Source organism: Oceanospirillum sanctuarii (assembly GCF_002150805.1).
In the GTDB taxonomy this organism is placed as follows: domain Bacteria; phylum Pseudomonadota; class Gammaproteobacteria; order Pseudomonadales; family Halomonadaceae; genus Oceanospirillum; species Oceanospirillum sanctuarii.
Genome location: NZ_MTBA01000003.1, coordinates 198,577 through 222,433 on the forward strand (window position 1 = coordinate 198,577; position 23,857 = coordinate 222,433).

At 52.4% G+C, this 23,857-nt stretch carries 25 protein-coding genes; 18 read left to right on the forward strand and 7 right to left on the reverse strand.

The features are described from left to right. Window positions 1-241 precede the first annotated feature (241 nt). Entirely contained in the window at window positions 242-1,474 is a 1,233-nt protein-coding gene (locus BV405_RS04710) for a CaiB/BaiF CoA transferase family protein (RefSeq protein WP_086479716.1), read from the reverse strand. A gap of 148 nt (window positions 1,475-1,622) precedes the next feature. On the opposite strand from BV405_RS04710, the gene BV405_RS04715 reads away from it, so the two are divergent. Then, entirely contained in the window at window positions 1,623-2,582 is a 960-nt protein-coding gene (locus BV405_RS04715; protein ID WP_086479717.1) for a LysR family transcriptional regulator, read from the forward strand. A 33-nt stretch (window positions 2,583-2,615) separates the two neighbouring features. On the opposite strand, the gene BV405_RS04720 is transcribed toward BV405_RS04715, so the two are convergent. Further along, complete coding sequence (locus BV405_RS04720) at window positions 2,616-4,547, reverse strand: diguanylate cyclase domain-containing protein (RefSeq protein WP_086479718.1); 1,932 nt, start codon at window positions 4,545-4,547, stop codon at window positions 2,616-2,618. A gap of 79 nt (window positions 4,548-4,626) precedes the next feature. Here BV405_RS04720 and BV405_RS04725 point away from each other — a divergent pair, with 79 nt between their 5' ends. From BV405_RS04725 to BV405_RS04745, 5 genes are all read left to right on the forward strand, one after another. Next, window positions 4,627-4,854: a DUF2970 domain-containing protein gene (locus BV405_RS04725; protein WP_176330050.1), complete on the forward strand. Its 228-nt coding sequence runs from the start codon at window positions 4,627-4,629 to the stop codon at window positions 4,852-4,854. 499 nt (window positions 4,855-5,353) lie between these two features. Next, complete coding sequence (gene coxB / locus BV405_RS04730; RefSeq protein ID WP_086480139.1) at window positions 5,354-6,451, forward strand: cytochrome c oxidase subunit II; 1,098 nt, start codon at window positions 5,354-5,356, stop codon at window positions 6,449-6,451. Window positions 6,452-6,462: 11 nt separating this feature from the next. Next, the gene (ctaD, locus tag BV405_RS04735) at window positions 6,463-8,073 is read left to right on the forward strand and encodes a cytochrome c oxidase subunit I (RefSeq protein WP_086479719.1); all 1,611 of its coding nucleotides are present in this window, start codon (window positions 6,463-6,465) and stop codon (window positions 8,071-8,073) included. Between the two features lie 70 nt (window positions 8,074-8,143). Then, window positions 8,144-8,791: a cytochrome c oxidase assembly protein gene (locus tag BV405_RS04740; RefSeq protein WP_086479720.1), complete on the forward strand. Its 648-nt coding sequence runs from the start codon at window positions 8,144-8,146 to the stop codon at window positions 8,789-8,791. Window positions 8,792-8,801: 10 nt separating this feature from the next. After that, entirely contained in the window at window positions 8,802-9,734 is a 933-nt protein-coding gene (locus tag BV405_RS04745; protein WP_086479721.1) for a cytochrome c oxidase subunit 3, read from the forward strand. A 61-nt stretch (window positions 9,735-9,795) separates the two neighbouring features. Here BV405_RS04745 and BV405_RS04750 read toward each other — a convergent pair whose 3' ends face one another. After that, window positions 9,796-10,005 (reverse strand): DUF2909 family protein, encoded by a 210-nt coding sequence (locus BV405_RS04750; protein WP_086480140.1) that lies wholly within the window; start codon window positions 10,003-10,005, stop codon window positions 9,796-9,798. A 79-nt stretch (window positions 10,006-10,084) separates the two neighbouring features. Here BV405_RS04750 and BV405_RS04755 point away from each other — a divergent pair, with 79 nt between their 5' ends. The 7 genes from BV405_RS04755 to BV405_RS04785 all read left to right on the forward strand — a co-directional run bounded on the left by BV405_RS04755 (window position 10,085) and on the right by BV405_RS04785 (window position 16,376). Beyond that, a complete protein-coding gene (locus BV405_RS04755) occupies window positions 10,085-10,981 on the forward strand; it encodes an SURF1 family protein (RefSeq protein ID WP_086479722.1) in 897 nt (298 codons plus the stop codon). Window positions 10,982-11,164: 183 nt separating this feature from the next. Next, window positions 11,165-11,761 carry a hypothetical protein gene (locus BV405_RS04760; RefSeq protein ID WP_086479723.1) on the forward strand — a complete coding sequence of 199 codons (597 nt, stop codon included), beginning with the start codon at window positions 11,165-11,167 and terminating at the stop codon, window positions 11,759-11,761. Between the two features lie 68 nt (window positions 11,762-11,829). After that, window positions 11,830-13,008: a COX15/CtaA family protein gene (locus BV405_RS04765; protein WP_086479724.1), complete on the forward strand. Its 1,179-nt coding sequence runs from the start codon at window positions 11,830-11,832 to the stop codon at window positions 13,006-13,008. After that, the gene (gene cyoE, locus BV405_RS04770) at window positions 13,001-13,909 is read left to right on the forward strand and encodes a heme o synthase (protein ID WP_086479725.1); all 909 of its coding nucleotides are present in this window, start codon (window positions 13,001-13,003) and stop codon (window positions 13,907-13,909) included. The genes BV405_RS04765 and cyoE overlap by 8 nt, the downstream gene beginning before the upstream one ends. A 191-nt stretch (window positions 13,910-14,100) precedes the next feature. Then, window positions 14,101-14,700, forward strand: a complete 600-nt coding sequence (locus BV405_RS04775; protein ID WP_086479726.1) for a Yip1 family protein — start codon at window positions 14,101-14,103, stop codon at window positions 14,698-14,700. A gap of 298 nt (window positions 14,701-14,998) precedes the next feature. Next, entirely contained in the window at window positions 14,999-15,964 is a 966-nt protein-coding gene (locus BV405_RS04780) for a pseudouridine synthase (protein ID WP_086479727.1), read from the forward strand. A gap of 100 nt (window positions 15,965-16,064) precedes the next feature. Further along, window positions 16,065-16,376 carry a YqfO family protein gene (locus BV405_RS04785; protein WP_086479728.1) on the forward strand — a complete coding sequence of 104 codons (312 nt, stop codon included), beginning with the start codon at window positions 16,065-16,067 and terminating at the stop codon, window positions 16,374-16,376. 41 nt (window positions 16,377-16,417) lie between these two features. Here the strand turns inward: BV405_RS04785 and BV405_RS04790 are convergent, their stop codons facing one another. Next, window positions 16,418-16,996, reverse strand: a complete 579-nt coding sequence (locus BV405_RS04790; RefSeq protein WP_086479729.1) for an NUDIX hydrolase — start codon at window positions 16,994-16,996, stop codon at window positions 16,418-16,420. A gap of 193 nt (window positions 16,997-17,189) precedes the next feature. On the opposite strand from BV405_RS04790, the gene BV405_RS04795 reads away from it, so the two are divergent. From BV405_RS04795 to BV405_RS04815, 5 genes are all read left to right on the forward strand, one after another. Continuing rightward, entirely contained in the window at window positions 17,190-17,894 is a 705-nt protein-coding gene (locus tag BV405_RS04795) for a CoA pyrophosphatase (RefSeq protein WP_086479730.1), read from the forward strand. Window positions 17,895-18,041: 147 nt separating this feature from the next. Next, window positions 18,042-18,572: a gamma carbonic anhydrase family protein gene (locus BV405_RS04800; RefSeq protein ID WP_086479731.1), complete on the forward strand. Its 531-nt coding sequence runs from the start codon at window positions 18,042-18,044 to the stop codon at window positions 18,570-18,572. Between the two features lie 122 nt (window positions 18,573-18,694). Then, on the forward strand, window positions 18,695-18,928 hold the full coding sequence (locus BV405_RS04805; RefSeq protein ID WP_086479732.1) for a DUF1289 domain-containing protein: 234 nt from the start codon (window positions 18,695-18,697) through the stop codon (window positions 18,926-18,928). 231 nt (window positions 18,929-19,159) lie between these two features. After that, window positions 19,160-20,293, forward strand: a complete 1,134-nt coding sequence (purT, locus tag BV405_RS04810) for a formate-dependent phosphoribosylglycinamide formyltransferase (protein ID WP_245832262.1) — start codon at window positions 19,160-19,162, stop codon at window positions 20,291-20,293. A 202-nt stretch (window positions 20,294-20,495) separates the two neighbouring features. Beyond that, window positions 20,496-21,509 carry a tryptophan--tRNA ligase gene (locus BV405_RS04815; protein ID WP_086479734.1) on the forward strand — a complete coding sequence of 338 codons (1,014 nt, stop codon included), beginning with the start codon at window positions 20,496-20,498 and terminating at the stop codon, window positions 21,507-21,509. Between the two features lie 128 nt (window positions 21,510-21,637). On the opposite strand, the gene BV405_RS04820 is transcribed toward BV405_RS04815, so the two are convergent. The 3 genes from BV405_RS04820 to BV405_RS04830 are packed head-to-tail and all read right to left on the reverse strand — an operon-like array spanning window position 21,638 to window position 23,591. Continuing rightward, window positions 21,638-22,576, reverse strand: coding sequence for a GGDEF domain-containing protein (locus BV405_RS04820; protein ID WP_086479735.1), 939 nt, complete (start codon window positions 22,574-22,576; stop codon window positions 21,638-21,640). A 39-nt stretch (window positions 22,577-22,615) separates the two neighbouring features. Then, window positions 22,616-23,227: a chemotaxis protein CheC gene (locus tag BV405_RS04825; protein WP_086479736.1), complete on the reverse strand. Its 612-nt coding sequence runs from the start codon at window positions 23,225-23,227 to the stop codon at window positions 22,616-22,618. Further along, window positions 23,220-23,591 carry a response regulator gene (locus tag BV405_RS04830; protein WP_086479737.1) on the reverse strand — a complete coding sequence of 124 codons (372 nt, stop codon included), beginning with the start codon at window positions 23,589-23,591 and terminating at the stop codon, window positions 23,220-23,222. Before BV405_RS04830 ends, BV405_RS04825 begins: the two co-directional genes overlap by 8 nt. Window positions 23,592-23,857: the final 266 nt, after the last annotated feature.

Here is a 23,857-nt window from a genome sequence, read left to right on the forward strand (position 1 = left end):
TAACCATACGGCCTTCAGGCCTTTCTCCGGGCAGGGTTTTATAAACAACGCCTTATTTTGGGGCTTTTTTTCTTTCTGGCGCAGATGAAAAAATCTCTTTTTCGTCATCTTTTTTCGCTGTTTTACAGGTCATTTTTTATCTTGCCCAAACCAAAAAAGGCGCACCTTCCGGCACGCCCTGATTAGACTAAAGATTAACACCTATATAAGCAGTAAGAACTCCTTTCTTCACACCCTCAGATTACTGGCGGGAAGAAATCACTCCCTTCTCCAGCAGGTTTTCAATCTGATCCGGTGTCAGTCCTGCTTCTTCCAGAACTTTGCGGGTATGTTCACCAAGAAGTGGTGCGGGGTTATCGTAGGTGATCGGCGTTCCGGACATCTTCAGCGGGTTTGCCACGGAGGGAGAGCTACCGCTGTTCGCCGTAGGGTGGGGAATCTCAATCTGCATCTGCCGTGCTTTGATCTGCGGATCTTCAAAGGCTTCGCCGATGCTGTTGATTGGGCCGCAGGGTACCGAGAGGGCTTCCAGAGCTGAGATCCAGTCTGCGGTCGTCCGGCGTTTGATCAGAGGCTCTAACAGAGGTATCAGAATCTCCCGGTTACCGACTCGCTGAGCATTAGTGGCAAAGCGCTCATCTTTGGCCAGCTCCGGTTGTCCGGCTTCCTGACAGAATTTGGCAAACTGATCATCGTTGCCCACCGCCAGAATCATATAACCGTCTGAGGTTTCGAAACTCTGATAGGGCACGATATTGGGATGGGCGTTACCCAGTCGGGTTGGCGAGTTACCGGAAACCAGATAGTTCATCGCCTGATTGGCAAGGCAGGCTACCTGCACATCCATCAGGGCAACATCAATATACTGGCCTTCACCGGTTCGCTCACGGGCGGCCAATGCAGCCAGTACACCTGTGGTGGCGTACATCCCGGTCAGCACATCGGTCAGGGCTACCCCGACTTTCTGCGGACCAGCACCGGGGCGGCCATCTTTCTCACCGGTGATACTCATCAGACCGCTCATGGCCTGAATCAGAAAATCATAGCCCGCCCGTTTGGCATAAGGGCCGTTCTGACCAAAACCGGTAATTGAGCAATAGATAAGACGAGGGTTAACGGCTTTCAGGCTGTCATAATCCAGCCCGTATTTTTTCAGGCCACCAACCTTATAGTTTTCAAGCAGGATATCGCTCTGGGCAGCGAGACTTTTGATAATCTCCTGTCCCTGCGGACTGGTGATATCCAGCGCCAGCGAACGCTTGTTACGGTTTGCGCACAAATAATAGGCGGCCTCGCCGCGCTGCTCGTCCGCAACCGGCATCCATGGCGGGCCCCAGCAGCGGGTATCATCACCGCGCTCAGGTCGCTCAACTTTGATCACATCTGCTCCCAGATCTGCCAACATCTGGCCGGCCCAGGGGCCTGCAAGAATACGGCTCATATCCAATACCCGAATATGAGATAGCGCGCCCATAAGATTCTCCCTAATTTGCACGCTGCTCCTGTGAGGAGTAGCTTTTCGCTTTATTATTTGTCTTATTACTAAGCAAATTAACGAGACGGGAACGATAATTACAATATATAGTAGGTATAGTTTTAATAACTATTGCGAATGGTGAGTCATGGATATTAAGCGCCTCAAGTATTTCTGTGCGCTCGCGCAGATCGGTAACTTCACCCACACCGCGACCTACCTCGGAATCGCCCAGCCTGCGCTGAGTATGGCGATTAAGAAGCTGGAAGAAGAGGTTGATCTGAAGCTGGTCAACCGGGCCGAACGCAAGATGGCGCTGACCTCGGATGGCAAGGTTCTGCTACGACACGCCCAGAAGATTCTGGATGCAGTGGGTGATGCGGAACTTGAGTTGCAGGAGCTTAAGGGCTGCGAAACCGGCACCATTCAATTCGGCGCATCCAGTATGCTCAGCTCCTATTACCTGCCGGAGATTCTGGCGCAGTTTAAACGCCAATATCCGCGAGTCCGCATCAATCTTGTGGAAGCCGGTACCGCCTCTCTGCAACAGATGCTGTTAGAAGGTGAGTTGGATATCGCACTGGTTCGACTGGATCGCCCCCATGAGCAGATCCGTAGTGTCGAGCTCTTCCTCGAGGAGATAGTTGCCTGTATCCCGGATGATCACCCACTGGCTAACCATGACACCATCACACTGGAGACCTTTTGTCGCGAGCCGTTAATCCTGTTCCGTGAAGGTTATTTCCTGCGGGAAGCGGTGAGTAAATTCTCCAAGCAGCACCATATCAAGCTGGATATCCGCTTTGAGACCAACCTGATCGAATTGCTGAAATCCATGGTGAGTAATGGTGTGGGTATCAGTACTGTGCTGTCCGGTATTATCCGGCCGGAAGATAATCTGAAGGCGATCCCTTTCAACCCCCGGATTCCGCTGAATATCGGTTTAGGCTGGAAGCGCAATCATTACCTGTCGAAAGCCAGTCGCGCCTTTGTGGATTTTATGCAGGAGAATCTGACCGAACGCCTGATCGCTGACCAGACCGGACGGGCTTCATTTCTGGAAACCAGCGGCAGTGCACCAACCCTGCCACTCACACCTAGCGATTGACCCTTCAGTTCATCACGCAAGCAAAGCCAAATCTCAGGCGGTATAGCGCAGACGGCAGTTTCTGCCCTGCGCTTTACTGCGGTACATGGCTACATCGGCATTCTTAATCAGCTGCTTGGCATCGACGCCATCATCCGGATACAGGGTCAGGCCGATACTGGCAGACACCTTAAGTTCGATATCACCGGTGACAAAAGGCTCAACCACCGCTTGCAGTACCTTATCTGCCACCTGCTCTGCGGCATCACTGTCGGTGACATCCGGCAGAATAATATTGAATTCATCTCCACCAATGCGGGCAATCACATCGCTTTCACGCAGGGTTTGCTGCAGTCTTAACGCGACCTCTTTCAACAGTTCATCGCCAACTTCATGGCCGTGTTCGTCATTCACTGCCTTGAATCGATCCAGATCCAGATAGATCAGCGCCAGGGATTGCTGTTGACGCTGGGCCTGTTTCAAGGCCACATCAAGCCGATCTTTAAACAGGCGGCGGTTGGCAAGCCCTGTCAGCGGGTCATAGAAAGCCAGTCGCGCCATGCGCTCCTGTTCCTGTTTCAGAGCGGTGATATCTTCACTGACACACACCAGATGGGTCACTTCATTGTCGGCATTACGGATTGGCGCTACCGAACTCATCACCCAGAAACCCTGACCATCCAGACCTTTAAAGCGTCGTTCACCATGCCAGATCTCACCCTGCTGCACGGTCTGACGAATACTTTCCTGCAACTCAGGATCTTCATCATCCGCAGCCAGCATATTGATCGGCTGACCTTTCAACTGATCGCTGCGGTAACCAGTCGCCTCCATCAGACTATGATTGACGTAATCCATACGCTGCTCACTGTCAGCGATCACCACAAAACTTGCGGAATGCTCAACCGCCTGGGACAGCTGGGATAACTGTTCATCCATCTTGGCCGCTTCAATCGCGATGGCTGCAAGATGGGCATTTACCATCATCAGCTCCATCTGGTCCGGTGTTGGGTCCGCAGGCTCGGTGTAGTAGATAGCAAAAGTCCCCAACACCTTGCCCTGACGGTTTTTGATCGGCAATGACCAACAAGCTGCAAGCCCGGCCTTGGCTGTTAGCTCCTCAAAACCTCGCCAGTAAGGATGGTTCTGAATATCGCTGACAAGCACCGGACGTCCGGTAAAAGCGGCTGTACCGCAGGAGCCCACCCCCTCACCAATACGAATACCATGTACCACCTTGTTGTAGAAATCAGGCAGACTGGGAGCAGCCCCTAACTGAAGCGTCTGGCTTCTGTCGTCCAACAGCAGAATCGAGCAAAGCAATCCGGGATAAAGCTCCTCGGTAAAGGTCACCAGTTCATTAAAGATGTCGAGCAGCGGAGCACCCTGCGCCAGCTGTTCCAGAACCCGGTTACGGTGCTTATCGATCTGGCGCATCTGATTTTCAGCGGTGGTATCTTCACTGATACTGAGTACGCCCCAGAGACGATCCGCAGAGTCCACCAAGGGCAACTTCTGGGTGGAAATCAGTCGCAATTCATTATCAGCACCGGCCAACCAACGGGATTGTGAGTGGGATGACTTGGAAAGGCGCACCTGCTCGTCCTGCTCTTCCATGGAACGATGGATATCGTTACTGGTAAACACATCCCTGGTGCGCTTGCCGACAACCGCATCCCGGGAAAGTCCCAGAAAATTCAGATAGCTTTGATTACACTCTATGTAGACACCCTGCTGATCTTTCGCCGCGATCAGTTGGGGCAGATGGTCGATCAGATGGCGCAACAGCTGATGACTTTCGGTAAGACGCTGACGATCCTGTTCTCGCAACTCGTGCTGAGCCCGGCACTGACGGTTAAGGCGCTGCAGGCGCATTAAAAGCACCGCCAGTACAACACAAAGCAGGCTGACCAGCATCAGCAACCAGAGAAGGAGATTGTTATTGGCAAGTGCGCCGGGAGTTGTCATCAGTTCTGCAGCGTTCAATGAGGATATCTCTACTTTCAGGAGTCGGTGACTGACTCATAAACCGTTGGCAAAAACACCTGAGCAAAGAGGCCCAGTTATGCTGTCTGTTAATAAATATATAGCGCATCGAGCGGGCATCATACGCTCAATTCTCTCCGTCATACAAAGTGTTCTGGCGGCCTTTATCGGCGTACAGAGTGAAGATAAGCGCCAGCAGGACTTCCAGAAGAGCTCTCCCTGGCCCTATATCATCACCGGAATTGTGATGACTCTGCTGCTGATTTTCCTGCTGGTTATGTTGGTACGTTGGCTGACAGAAAACTGATCAGAGCCCACCAAAAGCGCCAAAAAAGCAAGCCACCATCAAAAACAGCAAACCAGAATATCGACACAACTTTATGAATAATAGCGACATTTAAAGCCTTTATTCGCACAGACAACGTCTTACTTAAATTTCTCTCCGAAAAATTGCTGCCTGACAAACCCCGTCTATACTCAAGCATGTTCAAGATGAAAAATCGGCCAGATGCTGGCCCTGAACAAGAAGATCGTGCATTCCAGGCTCTGATTTAACGCTACAGATCCATCCCACGGTTACAAGGCTGACGCTTTGTCCGCGACTCACCAGAGCTGGGAATAACTCAATACGCCAACCGCAAAATAATAAAGAAGGTGGGCCCATGGATACTGTATGCAAAAGGACGCAAAAGCCCTGTGCTGCGTCGATGCCGCGCTCATTTCCGGTCTCAGAAGATAAACGCTTTCTTCTGCTGGCAGGAGACCAAAAAGCGCAGCTGTTCGCCCTGTTACTCCTCCCCTTGCTGATGCTTGCCCAACTGCTTGCCGCCCCTAAGGCTCAGGCTGACTGGGAACTGAATATGCCGGTCGGCGTTACTGAAATCAGCGCCTCGGTTTACAACCTGCACATGACCATCTTCTGGATCTGCGTCGTTATCGGCCTGATCGTTTTTGGTGTCATGTTCTGGTCCATTCTCCATCACCGGAAATCACGGGGCGCCAAAGCCGCCAGCTTCCACGAAAGCACCTTTGTCGAGATTCTCTGGACCGTCATACCCCTGCTGATTCTGGTAGGTATGGCAATTCCTGCCACTGCCACTCTGCGTCAGATGTACGACACCTCAGAATCTGAAGTGGATATTCAGATCACCGGCTATCAGTGGAAGTGGCGCTATCAGTACCTGAATGAAGAGATCGACTTCTTCAGCAACCTCACCACGCCGAAAGAGCAGATCAATAATCAGGCAGAGAAAACCGAGAACTATCTGCTGGAGGTGGACAATCCATTGCTGGTGCCGGTTGGTCAGAAGATTCGTTTTCTGCTGACCTCAAACGACGTCATTCACTCCTGGTGGGTACCGGATTTTGCGGTGAAAAAAGATGCTATCCCCGGCTTTATCAACGAGGCCTGGACCAAAATCGACAAGCCCGGCATCTATCGCGGTCAATGCGCTGAACTGTGCGGTAAAGACCACGGTTTTATGCCCATCGTGGTGAAAGCGGTTCCCCCCGAGGAGTATCAGAACTGGGTTGCTGAACAACAGGCCGCTAAAGCCGCCAAAACAGCGTCCGCCGCCAAAGAGTGGACACTGGAAGAGCTGGTTGCCAAAGGTGAACAGGTTTACAACACCGCCTGCGCCGCCTGTCACCAGCCTAACGGTATGGGCATCCCCGGTGCCTTCCCCGCACTGAAAGACAGCCCTCTGGCAACAAAAGACAAAGAGGGTCACATCAGAATCGTGCTGTTCGGTAAAGCCGGAACCGCCATGGCGGCTTACGGCAGTCAGTTTGATCCTGTCGATCTGGCCGCCGTCATCACCTACGAACGTAACGCCTGGGGAAATAACACAGGTGAGATGGTCACGCCGCAAGACATTCAGCAACATCTGAAAGCGGGTCAGTGAGGAGAAACATCATGTCTGATATTGCACAGAGCACATCTCAAAGCCCGTCAAAAAGCGATCAGAGCGGGCATGATCATCACGGCCCGGCTAAAGGCATTACCCGCTGGATCTACACCACTAACCATAAGGACATAGGTACGCTTTACCTCTGGTTCAGTTTTATCATGTTTCTGACCGGTGGCTGTATGGCACTGGTGATCCGCAGCGAGCTGTTCCAGCCCGGCCTGCAACTGGTACAGCCGGAATTTTTTAACCAGATGACCACCATGCACGGCCTGATTATGGTCTTTGGTGCCGTTATGCCTGCCTTTGTCGGCCTCGCCAACTGGATGATCCCCATGATGGTTGGCGCACCGGATATGGCGCTGCCAAGGATGAACAACCTGAGTTTCTGGATTCTGCCCTTCGCCTTTGCCATGCTGCTGTCGACCCTGCTGATGGAAGGTGGCGGGCCAAACTTTGGCTGGACCTTCTACGCGCCGCTATCCACGACGTATGCGCCACCGAGTGTGACCTTCTTTATCTTCTCGGTTCACATGATGGGTATCAGCTCCATTATGGGGGCGATCAACGTCATCGCCACCATTCTGAATATGCGCGCCCCCGGTATGACGCTGATGAAAATGCCGCTCTTTGTCTGGACCTGGCTGATCACGGCTTTCCTGCTGATTGCGGTTATGCCGGTTCTGGCTGGAGTTATCACCATGATGCTGATGGATATTCACTTCGGCACCAGCTTCTTTGACGCCGGTGGTGGCGGTGATCCGGTTCTGTTCCAGCATCTGTTCTGGTTCTTCGGCCACCCCGAGGTGTACATCATGATCCTGCCAGCGTTTGGCATCATCTCCCATATTGTGCCCGCCTTCAGCCGCAAGCGCCTGTTTGGCTACGCCTCTATGGTGTACGCCACAGCCTCCATCGCCCTGCTCTCCTTTATCGTTTGGGCACACCACATGTTTACCGTGGGTCTGCCCTTGGCTGGCGAGCTGTTCTTTATGTACTCCACCATGCTGATTGCGGTGCCAACTGGGGTAAAAGTCTTTAACTGGGTCAGCACCATGTTCCGTGGGGCGATGACCTTTGAGACCCCTATGTTGTTTGCCATCGGCTTTATTGTTCTCTTCACCATCGGCGGCTTCTCCGGCCTGATGCTGGCGATTTCACCCGCCGACTTCCAGTACCACGACACCTACTTTGTGGTCGCGCACTTCCACTATGTTCTGGTGCCGGGTGCCGTGTTCTCCATTATCGCCGGAGCTTATTACTGGCTACCGAAGTGGACGGGGCACATGTACGACGAATGCCTGGGTAAATGGCACTTCTGGCTGTCGATGATAGGTGTGAATCTGACCTTCTTCCCGATGCACTTTATCGGCCTTGCAGGTATGCCACGCCGGATTCCCGACTACGCTCTGCAGTTTGCCGACTTCAACATGATCGCCAGTATCGGTGGCTTCCTGTTCGGCTTCAGCCAGCTGCTCTTCCTCTACATCGTGATCAAGTGCATCCGTGGCGGAAAACAGGCTGAGGCTAATCCGTGGGAAGGCGCAGAAGGTCTGGAGTGGGAAGTTCCGTCTCCGGCTCCTTACCACACCTTCAGTACGCCACCGGAAGTGAAATAAGGCTTTTGAGATGGCGGCAGAGACCATTCCGGGATCTGCCGCTTTAAACGAATAAACGGAGGGCAGTGTTATGTCGTCTCCAGATTCAAACCGATCACAACAGGTCAGCAACTCAGGTTCGGCAGGCAACCCCATCAGAACTGTAAAGCGCCTGATATTAGCATCCATTGGCATGTTCGCCTTCGGCTTTTTGCTGGTGCCTCTTTACGACGTCTTTTGCGATATCACAGGACTGAACGGCAAAACCAGCAGCAAAGCCTACGCCACTGAAGATGGCTTACTGGTGGATAAAAGCCGCTGGGTAACTGTGCAGTTTTTAACCAACAAAAACGCCAGCATGAACTGGGAGTTTGAAGCCGCTGAGCACAAGGTTCGGGTGCATCCGGGAGAGCTGAGAAAAGTCAGCTTCACCGTGATCAACCCAACCACTCAACGCATGACCGCTCAGGCGGTGCCCAGCGTCAGCCCTTCCGAAGGGGCGGAATACCTGCTGAAAACCCAGTGTTTCTGTTTTGAACAGCAGGAACTCAGTCCCGGTGCTAATCAGCAGATGACACTGCTGTTTCGGGTAGATCCCAAGCTTCCGGAGCATATCGGTACCCTGACACTGGCTTACACCTTATTTGATATCACCAGCAGTACGGACAACGCTCAGGCTCTGGCATTACTCGATAATCCGACCGGGCTTGATCAACCGACTCTGGCTTCAGACCTCTGAGGAGGCAATTATGGCAACCGTATCTCACTCATCAGACGCGCACGACTCCCATGATGCCAACCACAACAGTGGTGATCATCAATCCTATTACGTACCCCATCAGAGCCACTGGCCGATTGTTGCTGCCAGCGGGCTTTTTCTGCTGATGTTCGGCACGGGGCAGATGATCAATCATCCCGATAGCCCGCTGCGCTGGCTGTCCGTTGTCGGTGCGCTCATCATTATCTGGATGTTCTTTGGCTGGTTCCGCAATGTGATCGAAGAAAGCATGGGCGGACTCTACGATGAGCAGATGGATCGCTCATTCCGTTGGGGGATGGGCTGGTTTATCTTCTCAGAAGTGATGTTCTTTGCGGCCTTCTTCGGCGCTCTCTTCTATGTACGCCAGCTGGCGGTGCCCTGGCTGGCTGGCGATGGCAGCAATGCCATGACCCATGAACTACTCTGGCCTGATTTTGTCGCTCAGTGGCCTCTGATGACGCCACCGGATACCTCGGCTTATTCCGGCCCGCAGCAGATTATCGATCCCTGGCATCTGCCTCTGATCAATACCGTGCTACTGGTCACATCCAGTGTGACTCTGACCTTTGCTCACCATGCCTTGAGAGCTAATAAGCGTGGAGCTCTGGCCAGCTGGCTGGCGCTGACGCTACTACTCGGTGCCGCATTTCTGGTGATTCAGGCAGAGGAATATGTGGAGGCTTATACCAAGCTGGGCTTAACCCTTGAATCCGGCATCTATGGCGGCACCTTCTTTATCCTCACCGGCTTCCACGGCCTGCATGTCACCATGGGCAGTATTATTCTGCTGGTGATGCTGCTGAGAATTCTGAAAGGCCACTTTACCCCGCAGCAACATTTCGGCTTTGAAGCTGCAGCCTGGTACTGGCACTTTGTTGATGTGGTTTGGCTGGGACTCTTCCTCTTTGTTTATGTCTTCTGAGGATTAGTCTTTTCTGTTTAGACTCTTGTGCTTTTTCAGTTCTTTTTCCTCACCCTTTCTCTTACCACGGGGCCTGTGAATGCAGTGCCCCGGTGGCAAAGCCCCACACAAGCAGCACCAACAACAGAGCCGTTAATCCGATGCGGAATTTCAGCGAGGTCAGCAAACGTACACTGGCTAACTCGCTTTTGGGTTTTAGCAAAAACAGAAGTCCGGCTGCTAGACTGATAACAACCGCGATAAATAAAAGTGCAATGACAAGTTTCAGCATGGGTCGCTCCCGATCAGCAATCTCAATCCTTACCTGAAGCTTAGTTAGCTCCTGAGCAAGAGACAGCCAGAATTCTGATATGACAGCACCTTTTTCACCGGACAACCCACCGCCTCAAAAGGGTGAAGGGCAAAATAACGAAACCCCGCCCAAGGTTTCTCCAAAACCTGAGCAGGGTTTTCGTGCTGCTCATTTTATCGGCTCTATTCCCGGCCTTAGCTTTCATCTGCTGATGCTGGCGGCCATTTTGCTCTGCACAGGGCTTGGCTTCTGGCAACTGGAGCGCGCCGATGAGAAAGAGAAATTACTGGAACAGATACGCTTAGGCCGCGCGCAACCTCTGCAACAGGAAGTGCTTGAGGCTCAACTCTGGGCTGCCAATACCGATCAGCCACTGGCATTGGCTGTTCTTGCGCCCTACAGCCAGTATCAGCTCTACGGTATCTATGATCCTGATCGCTCTGTTTTGCTGGATAACCGAACCTACGAAGGTCGGGTCGGCTATCACCTGCTAACCCCGTTCCGTCTGATTGGAAATTCCACCAAAGAGACACCCCGCTGGATTCTGGTAAATCGTGGCTGGATTGAGGCACCAAGGCTTCGTAGCGATCTGCCGGGGTTTGATACTCCGCTACTGCCGGTCAGTATTCAGGTTCAGGCCAAAGCCCTCCAGGATGATCTTCAACCGGAACAACTCAACCTGACCTGGCCAGTTCGGGTGCAGCAACTGTCTGCTCCTCAACTCAGTGAGATCACAGGCCACGCCTTGCCTGATTATGAATTCCGTCTTTCTGATGCCGGACAGCCCGGCGTAATGATTCCCCGCCCCACCAGCCCCAACATGCAACCGGAGCAGCATGTCGGCTACAGCGTACAGTGGTTTGCCCTCGCCTTTACCTTCACTCTGATGTGGAGCCGACCTCTCTGGCGTCGCAAAAAAACCAAGCGTACAAACACCTCTGATGACCTGAAATAAAACCAGCACACCTGCCAATATTTGCTAGCTTTAAAAGAGTGAACAGCGCAAAGACCTGCCACTGCTCAAAACCTGAATCAATCGCAAAACTGTTCTCTAAACCAGAAAAACAGATCTCTGAACAAAAATAATAACGCCCTGAGCGCTGCCTGACAGTCGCTCAAACAGGGTCAGGAGAATCTTATGTATGTGCTTACCGAACATGAGATCCGGCGTAACCGCCGGAGATTACTGCTTCTTATCAGCTGCCTGATGGTGCCTTTTTTTCTCGCCTGGATCATGGTGCGTTTTGAGGTCTGGTTACCGGCTCAAACCATCAACAACGGTGATTTTTTAGCGGGAAAAGAACCTCTGCACCGCTGGCCATGGCAATCAGAACAAGGCTTTCCTGACAACCTGAAACAGCACTGGCTGCTGGTACTGGTAACACCGGATACCTGCAGCGAAAGCTGCTCCCAATGGCAACAGAATCTGCAGCAGATCCATAAAGCGTTGGGCAAAGAGGGCGACCGTGTCAGACGGGTTCTTCTGCAGCCGGTCACTGCGGGCAATGCACTGCCTCTGACTCTTGATGGCATGGGTAGTCAGGATGTGCGTCGCTGGCACGGCCTGACCATGTCGACACCGGACTGGCTGGCTCGCCCCTGGCTTAAAGAGGGCTATCAGGTACTTATCGTTGATCCCATGGGCAATCTGGTCACAGGTTACGCCGACAGCAATACCGGGCGTGATCTGCTGCGCGACCTGAGACGTTTATTGAAGGCTTCCTCTACGGGCTGAGTCTGACTCCCGACAACCCTGGCAAGTCAGCACCCGAGCAAGCACACCCAGTTTTATGGAGGTGGGATATGATCAGATCCCCTGCCAACCTTTACCGACAATCCGACCGTTTACGGGCGTCGGGCACGACCTTTCTTCGTCGCAGCGTGCTGAATGATGCTCTGTTGCTGACCCGCTTCGCCTTTCTGTTGGCTTTTACCGTAGTCGCTCTGGGAGCCTGGACACGACTGGTGGATGCTGGTCTCGGCTGCCCGGACTGGCCGGGCTGCTACGGCCATCTCACGGTGCCAACCTCAGAACAGCAATTGGCTCGCGCTGCCGAACTATTCCCGGAACACACGGTAGATCCCGCCAAAGGCTGGCCGGAAATGATTCATCGCTATGCCGCATCCACTCTGGGTCTGGTGATTATGTGGCTCGCTTTTCTCGCCTTTCGCTGGCGTCGGGTAGCAGGTTATCCGGCCAAGCACAGCTATTTCCTGCTCTTTCTGGTAATCCTGCAGGGTATGTTCGGAATGTGGACGGTGACCCTGAAACTCTGGCCTCAGGTGGTCACACTGCACCTGTTAGGCGGCATGGCAACACTGACACTGCTTTATATGCTGTCGCTTCGCCTGAAGCGCCTGAGAGACAAGTCCGGAGATGAAGAGGGCTGGAGCGAGATCCGCTTTGATTCTCTGCTGTTAAAAGATACCGGTCAGCACGAGTGGCTCCTGCTCTGGCGCTTACGCCACTGGGCCAGCATCGCCTTTCTGCTGATCGTGCTGCAGATCGCTCTTGGCGGCTGGACCAGTGCAAACTATGCTGCGGTCGCCTGTCCGGATTTCCCTCAATGTCAGGGACAGTGGCTGCCAAATCTTTCGATGGAGAAAGGCTTTAACTTTACCCAACACGTTGGCCCTAATTATCTGGGTGGCCAGCTGGATGGCGATGGCCGTGTTGCCATCCACCTGACCCACAGGGTCGGCGCTTTAATCGTGCTGATCTTTGTCGGTGGTCTTGCGCTTTATATGTTGCGCCGCCCGATGACGCTCTTTCTGCAACGTCGCGCTTTCTGGCTGCTGTTTGCGCTTCTGGCACAGATCGCCATCGGCATCAGTAATGTCCTGTTCTATTTTCCATTAAGTCTGGCTGTTCTGCACAATCTGGGCGGAGCCTTTCTGCTGCTGACCATCAGCAACCTGCTCTGGAGTCTGAACGCCATGCATCCGCCTATTCCGGCAAAAGGAGTGATTCGTCATGCCTAGACTCGCCGCTCGTCATCATCCAACTGCTGCCGGTCGCGCCAGCTTCAGCAGCTATTACAACCTGTGCAAACCCAAGGTGGTCGCTGTGATGTTGCTCACCGCTGTTGTGGGTATGTTTCTCGCCGTTCCCGGTCTTCCCCCTGTGGATAAGGTGGTTTTCGGTCTGATCGGCATCGGTTTAGCCGCTGGTTCTGCTGCCGCCATTAACCATCTGCTGGATGAGAAGATCGACAGTATTATGGCCCGAACCCGTTACCGGCCTCTGCCTCAGGGACAGCTGCAACCGGCTCAGGTACTGGGCTTCGCCTTTATCATAGGCACGCTGGGCATCGGGATTTTGTTTGTTGCTGTGAATGCCCTCACCGCATGGCTGACGTTGGCATCCCTGATCGGTTATGCCGTGATCTATACCGCGATTCTGAAGCGCGCCACGCCGCAAAATATCACTATTGGCGGCCTTGCCGGAGCGGCACCGCCGTTGCTTGGCTGGACAGCGATCAGCGGCCAGCTCGACCCGCACGGCCTCTTGCTCGTGCTGATCATCTTCGCCTGGACGCCACCGCACTTCTGGGCGCTGGCCCTGCACCGTAAGGAGGAATACGCCAAGGCGGATATTCCTATGTTACCGGTCACTCACGGCGAAGCTTTCACCAAATTGCAAATTATTCTGTACACGGTTCTGATGATACTGACCACAATATTGCCCTACGTCACGGGAATGAGTGGTCTACTCTATATAACAGGCGTGATGATTTTGAATGCCCGTTTCGTTCAGTTCGTCTGGAAACTGTATCAGGGGCAGGATAAACAAGCGGCAATACGAACCTTCTGGTTCTCGATCCGATACATCATGTGGCTGTTTGTGGTGTTGCTGGCGGATCACTATCTGTTTATTGGCTAAAGGGATGCAAAAAATCTCAGGCTAAAAACAGATGCACGTTCAACAGCCAGAACCTTTGCCCTCTGCATATCGCCTGTGCTGAAAAGCCAAGGCTACCGGGAATTTGCAGCGAGCAAAGACCGGATGAAATGATAACAAGCGCAGTCCGCGCTTAAAGATCTGTAGAAACCTGAAAAGGTTAGGAGGTCGTCATGTTTCAGCATCTTTTTGGGGTGATCTATCACCCAAAAGCTGAGTGGCAGCAAATTCGCGAAGAGAAATACACCTGGGTTGATTGCTATAAAAACGATCTGGTTTGGTTAGCAGCTATCCCACCCCTTTGTATGTTTATCGGAACCACCCAGATGGGTTGGAGTATCGCCGGAGGTGAATACGTAAAACTCACCGTCGCCAGCGCTCTGCCTATCTCCATCGCCTTCTATTTCGCCCTGCTGGTTGGCGTTTATGTGATGGCAAAATCTGTTCACTGGATGGAAAAAACCTATGGCGCTGATGCCAGCTTCGACCGCTGCATGGTGCTGACAACTTACACCTCCACTCCGCTCTTTATGGCGGGCTTTGCCGGACTCTGGCCAGTGCTCTGGTTTGTAGTTTTTGCCGGTCTTCTGGCGGTGGCCTATACCATCTATCTGCTCTACAACGGTGTTGAAACCGTTATGGAAATCCCTGAAGAACAGGCCTTTATGTTTGGCACCTCCATTCTGACCGTTGGCCTTGTCGTGCTGGTTGGCATGATCGTAACCACGGTCGTGCTCTGGGGCATGGGCATGATGCCGGTATTTACCCATTAATCACGTAACTTATTCAAAATAGAACACCAACAGAACAACCCCACACCCTCACAGGGACGTGTTCGACTTAGCAGGAAGAAAGCAGCCTTAAGTGGCTAGGTTTTCTGATCGCTATCCTCTGTAAAGCCATGTTCATTTCGGGCCCTTTTTCAGGGCCCGCTTTTTTTTTGCGCTCAGGCTCAGCAGGTTAAAACAGCAAGCTAAAACTGTTCCATGACCTCATCTGCCGAATAGCCTACAATTCCGCCACCTGATCGATATAAAACCGATTGTCTTCGCTCTTCATTCCGGACTATCCATGGCTCGCAAGAAACAACGCTCCACCTCAAAAAATTCACCTCTGCCCTACCGGGACGGTGTGCCGCCCAGCTATCTGGTGCTGCCCTGCGATGAAGAACATCCGGAAGGCCGCTGGCCGAACCTGCTGAGTTTTCTGCAGCACAGATTTCCTCATATTGAACCCGAGGTACTGCGCCAGCGCTTAGCAAAAGGGGATCTGGTGGATGATGAAGGCCAACCCTTAGCGGAAGACGCCGCCTTTATCGCCGGTAAAAAGATCTGGTACTACCGGGAAGTGCCGGACGAGCAGCCTGTGCCTTTCGAAGAATCTATCGTTTACGAAGACGACCTGATCGTTATCGCAGACAAACCTCATTGGTTATCAACCATTCCTGCGGGACGCCATCTGAAAGAGACCCTGCTGATCCGTCTGCGTAACCGTCTTAATCTGCCGGATCTGGCACCGTCACACCGACTGGACCGGGAAACTGCGGGGCTGGTTCTGCTCTGCAAACAGCCGGAACACAGAGGTGCGTACCAAACGATGTTCCAGCAGCGAAATGTGCAGAAAACCTATCGTGCGGTTGCACCGATCAATCCGGAACTGACGCTTCCCCGCGTGCATAAAAGCCTGATTGTGCGTGGTGATCACTTCTTCACCATGAAAGAAGCCGAAGGCGAACCCAATAGCGAAACTGCAATTGATTTGTTGATACAAGAAGGTGATCGGGCGCTGTACGAAATGAAGCCCCATACCGGACGCCAACATCAGCTTCGGGTGCATCTGGCATCCATGGGCATCCCGATTGAGAACGACCCCTGGTATCCGGAAGTGGAACCGGAAGGTGATCACGACGACTACAGCCATCCACTGCAGCTACTGGCCTACACACTGGAGTTTACCGATCCGGTAACCGGCGAAGAACGCTTCTTTAAAAGCCGACAGCAACTGACGATTTCTCACCCGGAAGCCTCTGAAAACTGATTCTGAACCGGAAACAATTTAAGCTTCACAGGGCTGTAACAGCTTCTATTCTTAATAGACTCAATTCCGGATGACAGTGCTGATTAAGCAAGGAAACCTTATGTACAAACTCGCTTTTTTCGTTCCCGAATCTCATCTTGAGCCGGTCAAGAATGCGGTTTTTGAAACCGGAGCCGGACGCATCGGCCATTACGATCATTGCTGCTGGCAGGTGAAAGGTCAGGGGCAGTTCAGACCACTGGAAGGCAGTCATCCTCATATCGGCTCTCATGACCAACTGGAGACTGTGGAGGAATATCGGGTTGAACTGGTGTGCGAGGACAAGCTGATTAAGCAGGCAATTGCCGCCATGAAGCTGGCTCATCCCTACGAAGAACCTGCTTATGATGTGTTCAGACTGGAAGATCTCTGATCGGAAAGCCGGAACTCATCGGTGCAAAAAAAAGCCAGCGGTTAGCTGGCTTTTGCGTTTTCGATAGCGGAATAAAAACGGTCTCTGTCTTCTTTACTGACATCGCACTGATGCAACGGGAAGTGACCTTTTTTACGATCCTCAAAATAGAGGCGCAGGGTCTTTTCAATGGTCGGAAACGCAAGCTCACCCCAGGGAATCTCCTCTTCGGTGAACAGCTCTACCTCAAGGCTTTCAGGGCCTGCAGCATATTCCGGCTTCGGCAGATCCGCCAGAAACATCATATAAACCTGACTAATCACTGTGGTATCGATCAGCACATACAGATGGCTGACATCCACTTTTGCCTGTGCTTCTTCCCAGGTTTCACGGGCTGCGGCTTCAGCAGTGGTTTCTTCGTTCTCCATAAAGCCAGCGGGCAACGTCCAATAGCCCACTCGCGGCTCAATGGCGCGTTTACAGAGAAGAATCTTATCGCCGTAGACCGGAATCGTGCCCGCAACAATCTTAGGGTTCTGGTAGTGAATCGTATCGCAGGCATCACAGATATGGCGTGGACGGTTATCATCATCCGGTATGCCGATCCGAACTTTCTCACCGCATTCGCTACAAAAATTCATCCTAAAGACTGTCCTTTACGAAAGCTTATAAAGCCTTCTGTTTCGAGCTAGTTTCATCAGCGGGCTAAGCCCCCTGCCGCATATTGTTGAAAGAATACGGCAGAAAAACCCGATTGACTAGCGTCAAACTTTTCCCAGAAGCGTGATTCTCCTTTACTATGGGAAAGATCCTAGGCAACAGGGACCCAAGCTTGTGACTGCAGAAACCTCCGAACATCTGTCTTTTGACAAGACAAACACCTCTGCTGACCAGAGCACTGATTATCTGGCACTGCTCCGTGACCGACTGAGCAACTTCACCCCAGCGCGCATTAAGGGCGCTCATCCGGATGCGGCGGTACTGATCGCCCTGACCGACAACCCCTACAATCCTGAAATCATTCTGACCCGACGGTCATCTCATCTGTCCAGCCATTCCGGTCAGGTTGCCTTTCCCGGCGGCATGCAGGATAAAACCGACCGCAATCTGAAGCACACCGCTCTGCGTGAAAGCGAAGAGGAAGTGGCGATGCAGCCAGATCAGGTAGAGATCATCGGCAAGCTCAATCAGGTGATATCCCACATGGGTGTTCGGGTAACGCCCTGGGTAGGCATCGTGCCGGAAGATATTGAGCTAACCGCCAATGAAGATGAGCTGGATGCGATTTTCCGTGTACCTCTGAGCTTCTTTCTGAAAGATGAACGCCACCACACCGATGTGATTCCGGTGGAGAAGAAGGCGATTTACGTGCCTTGTTATCACTTTGACGAATTTGTTATCTGGGGACTCTCTGCCATGATGCTGGTAGACCTGCTTAAGACAGGTTTGGGAGCAGACTTTTCACTGAATAAGGTGCCACCGGCTGGCAGCCCCTTGCGCCACCTTGAACCGAGCAAGCATCGCCGGGTCAGTGACTGATTCCCGATAAGAAAACAGTAAGAACAGAAGCACATAATAAGTGCTCAGAAAGCGTTGACGACGCAGCACACCCCAAAGGTTGGAAACAACCGGCATCATAAAAACGATAAAAACAACAATAAGCAGTAACCGTAAAAGGAGCCAACCGTGATCTACGATCTTGGAAACAAACGCGCACAGTTCGCGTCCGGAGAGCACTTTATCGCCCCGAGCGCTGATCTTATCGGTGATGTCCGCATCGGACATCAGGCCAGTGTCTGGTTTAACGTCACCATTCGGGCTGATAACGATACGATTACCATTGGCGAGCAGTCCAATGTGCAGGATGGCTCCGTACTGCATGTGGACGATGACGTTCCTCTGACACTGGGCAAAGGCGTCACCATCGGCCATAAAGTGATGCTGCATGGCTGCGAAATTGGTGATTACAGCCTGATTGGCATGAATGCCGTGGTTTTAAATGGTGCGAAAATTGGCAAATACTGCATAATTGGCGCCGGCGCCGTGGTTAAAGAAGGCATGGAGATTCCTGACGGGTCTCTGGTGGTTGGTGCTCCGGCGGTGATTAAACGCCAGATTACCGAAGCCCAATATGCCATGTTAGAAGCCAGCGCCCGGCACTATGTTGATAATGGTGCCCGCTATCGTGAGCAGCTCAAACCCAGAGCGGATGATTAATCCCCTCTAAAAAATTAGAAAGCTGATCCCCGAAGCAAACATAAATTGAATAGCCGATACGGCATTTTTCAGAGACCGTTTTGTCAGTGTCCGACAGGTAAGTGTCTCGATCTGGAGTTTTTGTGAGCCAAAAAGTATCTCAGCCTCAGACCGCAAACGGGTCTGAGAGCACTAAGCCAACACCATCACCTTGTGTCAGCATCTGTGCACTGAATGATGAAGGTTTCTGTATCGGTTGCTACCGTGATGGCAACGAGATCCGCCTCTGGAACACATACAACGACGACCAGAAACGTCAGGTGCTGAACAGTTGTCAGCGCCGGGCGACCCTCGATCAGGCGTTCGTTGCCGTTTGAGGTCTGATACCTATTTTGTTTTTCATCTCCTTTCTGGTGCCAGCGGAATTCAATTTCCGCTGGCCTTTTAATTTTTAAGGACCTGACGTTATGACACAGCAAGCAAATACATCGACACAGCAAGCAAATACATCGACACAGCAAGCAAATACATCGACACAGCAAGCAAGCTCATCTGCTAACAGCCCATCCATCGGCACCCCTCTGAGCCCGACAGCAACCCGCGTTCTGATGTGCGGTTCCGGCGAGCTGGGCAAAGAAGTGGTTATCGAATTGCAACGCCTGGGCTGCGAAGTGATCGCCGTTGATCGTTACGCCAACGCACCAGCCATGCAGGTGGCTCACCGCAGCCATGTGATCTCTATGCTGGATGGCGCGGCCCTGCGCAACGTAATCGAGCAGGAAAAACCACACCTGATCGTACCGGAGATCGAAGCGATCGCCACCGATACTCTGGCAGAACTGGAAAGCGAAGGCTTCACCGTAGTACCCACCGCCCGCGCCACTCAGCTGACCATGAACCGTGAAGGCATTCGTCGTCTGGCGGCTGAAGAACTGGGGCTTTCCACCTCGCCTTATAAGTTTGCGGGTACCAAAGAAGAGTATCTGGCTGCCATCAAGGAAGTGGGCATCCCTTGTGTGGTTAAGCCGATCATGTCCAGTTCCGGTAAAGGCCAGAGCCTGCTTCGCTCTGAAGCGGATGTGGATCACGCCTGGGATTACGCTCAGGAAGGTGGTCGCGCCGGTGCCGGTAAAGTGATCGTGGAAGGCTTTGTTGATTTTGATTATGAGATCACTCTGCTGACCGTGCGTCACGAAGGCGGCACTTCCTTCTGCGCGCCTATCGGACACCGTCAGGAGAAAGGTGATTACCGTGAATCCTGGCAGCCACAGGCGATGTCAGACGTTGCTCTGGCAGAATCCCAGCGTATCGGCAAAGCGATCACAGACGCTCTGGGTGGCCGTGGTCTGTTTGGCGTTGAACTGTTTGTTAAAGGCGATAACGTTTACTTCAGTGAAGTATCCCCACGCCCGCACGACACTGGCATGGTTACTCTGATCTCTCAGGATCTGTCGGAATTTGCTCTGCATGCCCGTGCGATTCTGGGTCTGCCAATCCCTTCTATCCGTCAGTTTGGCCCGGCAGCATCCGCTGTGATTCTGGTGGAAGGCGACTCGGAACAGGCAAGCTTTGGTAATCTGGCGGCAGCTTTGTCGGAACCTGATACCCAGCTGCGTCTGTTCGGTAAGCCGGAAGTTAAAGGTGAACGCCGTATGGGTGTTGCTCTGGCACTGGAAAACAGCATTGAGACTGCTATCGAGAAAGCCAAACGCTCCGCTGCTGCGGTTACCGTTGAGCTGTAACGGTTAAGCTGCAAATCCGCACCAAACCGTTTGCAATAATCCTGAAGACAGATCAGGAAAAACGGTGCTCAGGCCTTTTAAGGCTTTAGCACCGTTTAAACCCCGCCCCTGAACGATTAGAATAGTTCGCAACCTTATGAACACCTGAGCTTTTTCAGCACGGGTGATCTATCTATACACTGAATCAGAAGACAGATCCGACATGGAAAAACGCAGAGTTTTAACCGGCATCACCACCACAGGTACCCCTCATCTGGGTAACTATGTAGGTGCGATCCGCCCCGCTATTGAAGCGAGCCGTGATCCGAATAATGAATCTTTCTACTTCCTGGCTGACCTGCACGCTTTGATCAAATGCCACGATCCGAAACGCGTACAGGAATCCCGTCGCGAGATCGCTGCCACCTGGCTGGCGTTGGGTCTGGATACCGATAACTCTGTTTTCTACCGTCAGTCTGACATCCCTGAAATCACCGAGCTGACCTGGCTGCTGACCTGTGTTTGCGCCAAGGGTCTGATGAACCGCGCCCACGCCTATAAAGCAGCGGTTCAGGACAACGAAGCTGAAGGCGGCGCTGATCCGGATAAAGGCATCACCATGGGCCTGTTCAGCTATCCGATCCTGATGGCAGCAGACATTCTGATGTTCAACGCCACCGACGTACCGGTTGGCCGTGACCAGATTCAGCATATCGAAATGGCCCGTGACGTTGCCGGTCGTTTCAACCACATCTACAAAGGCCAGTACTTCAAACTGCCGGAAGCCCGCATCGAAGAAAGCGTTGCTGTGCTGAACGGTCTGGATGGCCGCAAGATGAGTAAGAGCTACAACAACACGATTCCGTTGTTTGTTTCTGAGAAGAAACTGCTCAAGCTGATCCGTAAGATCAAAACTAACTCACTGGAGCCGGGCGAGCCGAAGAGCACTGAGGATTGCACCCTGTTCCAGATCTGGCAGGCTTTTGCTAACGAAAGCCAGATTGCAGACATGCGCCAGCAGTACGAAAACGGCATCGGCTGGGGTGATATGAAAAACTCCCTGTTCGAACTGGTGAACGATCACCTGAAAGAGCCGCGCGGCAAGTACGAAGAGCTGATGAACGACATGGGCTACGTTGAGGATGTGATGCAGAAGGGTGCGGAAAAAGCACGCGCCGAAGCCAGCGACCTGATCGATCGCCTGCGCAAAACCGTAGGTTTTGGTTCTTTTGTTTAAAAATTGAGCTCAAATCCAGACGTTTAAATCGACTCCAGATTTAATCTCTGAAAAAAATCCCCGCTGATGGTGACATCAGCGGGGATTTTTTTATGGTCTGCGAATGGCCTGGAACAGCAAAATCCAGATCAGTTCTGATCCTGACGCTCCGCCACAACCACCTGATTACGTCCCGCCAGTTTAGCGCGATAGAGGGCGTTATCGGCCCGCAGAATAAGTCCGGTCTGGGTCTCAGACTGCTTATCACTTTTCGCTGCCACACCAAAACTTGCGGTCACCACAGGGGCAACATTGCTGCTCGGGTGTTTCAGCTGCAGCGCCTCAATCTCTTTACGGCAACGCTCAGCCAGATGCTGCGCCACCTCCAGATCCTGACCCGGCAGGATAATACAGAACTCTTCACCACCGTATCGGGCCACCTGATAACCGTAACTCTCCAGCTGATTTTTCAGGTAATCCGCCACCGCCATCAGACACTTATCACCGGCCTGATGACCCAGATGGTCGTTGTACTGCTTGAAGAAGTCGATATCGAAGAACACCAGACTCAGCGCCGTTCCCTGCAATTCAGCACGGCGCAACTCTTTTTCCAGCATCATATTGAAATGACGGCGGTTAGCGATGCCGGTCAGTTCATCAGTAAGCGCCATCTGATTGAGCTTCTCCGCCTGCTTGTTGAGCAGCGCCTCACGGCGAACCATAGAGCTTACATCCTGTACCTCGATCACACAGAAGCGCTTACCTTCCGATTGCATCGGCTGCACACGGATCGACTGAGCAAAACGCTCACGACGGTCGCCCTGACCATGATAAAGCGGCAGGGGAGAGCGGTTCAGACCCGGGGATAAAAGAGACGGCAGACCTGTTTTCAATGCCTGCTCCACCGCCTGATGGATACGGCGGCCTTCCAGTTCAGGATAAACAGCAAACAGCAACTCACCCTGTAGATCTTCGGAATCATCAAAGGCTTTGTTCAGCCACTGATTGATAAAATGCACGCGGTAGTCCGCATCCAGAATCATTACGCCGGACTGAAGGACTGCCAATGCCTGTTCAAAAAGCTGCATAGTGTTCAAAAACTCCGCAAAACTTACCGGAACAGAGACTTAACCCTGAACACCATTGAGGAAACCGCGCAGTGCCTGCTGCAGATTCGCTTCAGACTCGCTGCCCATAATAAAGGCCAGATAACCTTCCAGACTGCGGCTTTCCAGCGCCAGCTGAATCTGAATAAAGAGAACCGTTTGCTCACTTTCCGGCTTCTGCAGAATCTCATCCACAGAGGCCACCGTCAGCTCCGGCAGATCACAGGAGAAGGTATCCTGCAGCATATCCGCGATGGTGGAGAAGCAGGCATTCAGAATGATATTACCGATCTCACTCAGGGCATCCTGCTCAATCTCGCTGAGCTGCTCAATCGGCACCTGACTACCCAGCATCAGGCGAACAATCTCAAGGCTGGAGTTTTCCGGGAACATCAGCATGGCTTCACCGGCAAAACTGCCGTTAAACATCTGGCTGACGCAAGTCAGACGCTCGGCACCGATGCCCGGTGACAGCAGCTCAATAACACGCTGAATCGGCATCACGTGCACCACAGGCACGCTCATGGTAACCGGTTCCTGAGTCAGTTCACTCAGGGCAGAGGCTGAACGCCCAACACTGATATTAAAAATTTCAGCTAAGGCGTCCAGTTCAAGCACGGTCAGATCATGCATTTTCCTGGCTCCAGATCGCCAGTGCTTTTTCAGCAACCGCTGGCGTTATGGGTTTGGCAATAAAGTGAACACCCAACTCTTCTGCCCGCGCCTGGCTGGAGGACTGAATATTGGCAGACAACAGAATCATGGTGGTATCCGGCAGTTGTGGACGCAGGATCTCAATCGCCTGAAAACCGTCCATCACCGGCATATTAATATCCATCACAATCAGATCCGGGGTGCTGGCTGAGGCTTTCTCAACGGCCTGCTGACCGTCTTCTGCTTCCACGATCTCCCACTCACTATCAGCCATGCTGATCATTTTGCTCAGCATCATGCGGGATACGCGACTGTCATCCACCACCAAAACCGTTTTACTCATCGAAATACCTTAAAAGAATAGCGCCACCGGGGAGCTGAGTTATCTGATTATCTATAGCCGTGAATATTTGCGGGGTGATTAATAAGCGGCTTAAAAGATAATTTATATCGCATCTGGGTCAAAAAAGCAGTATTCCGGATATGGTCTTAGAGCAGGATTCAAGACATTTATTAGCCATATATAGTAAACACCCGCGATAACCCTATGAAATGTAACAAAAAAGCCGACTACCCCAAGGTAGTCGGCTTTCTGACAGAATAAGTCAC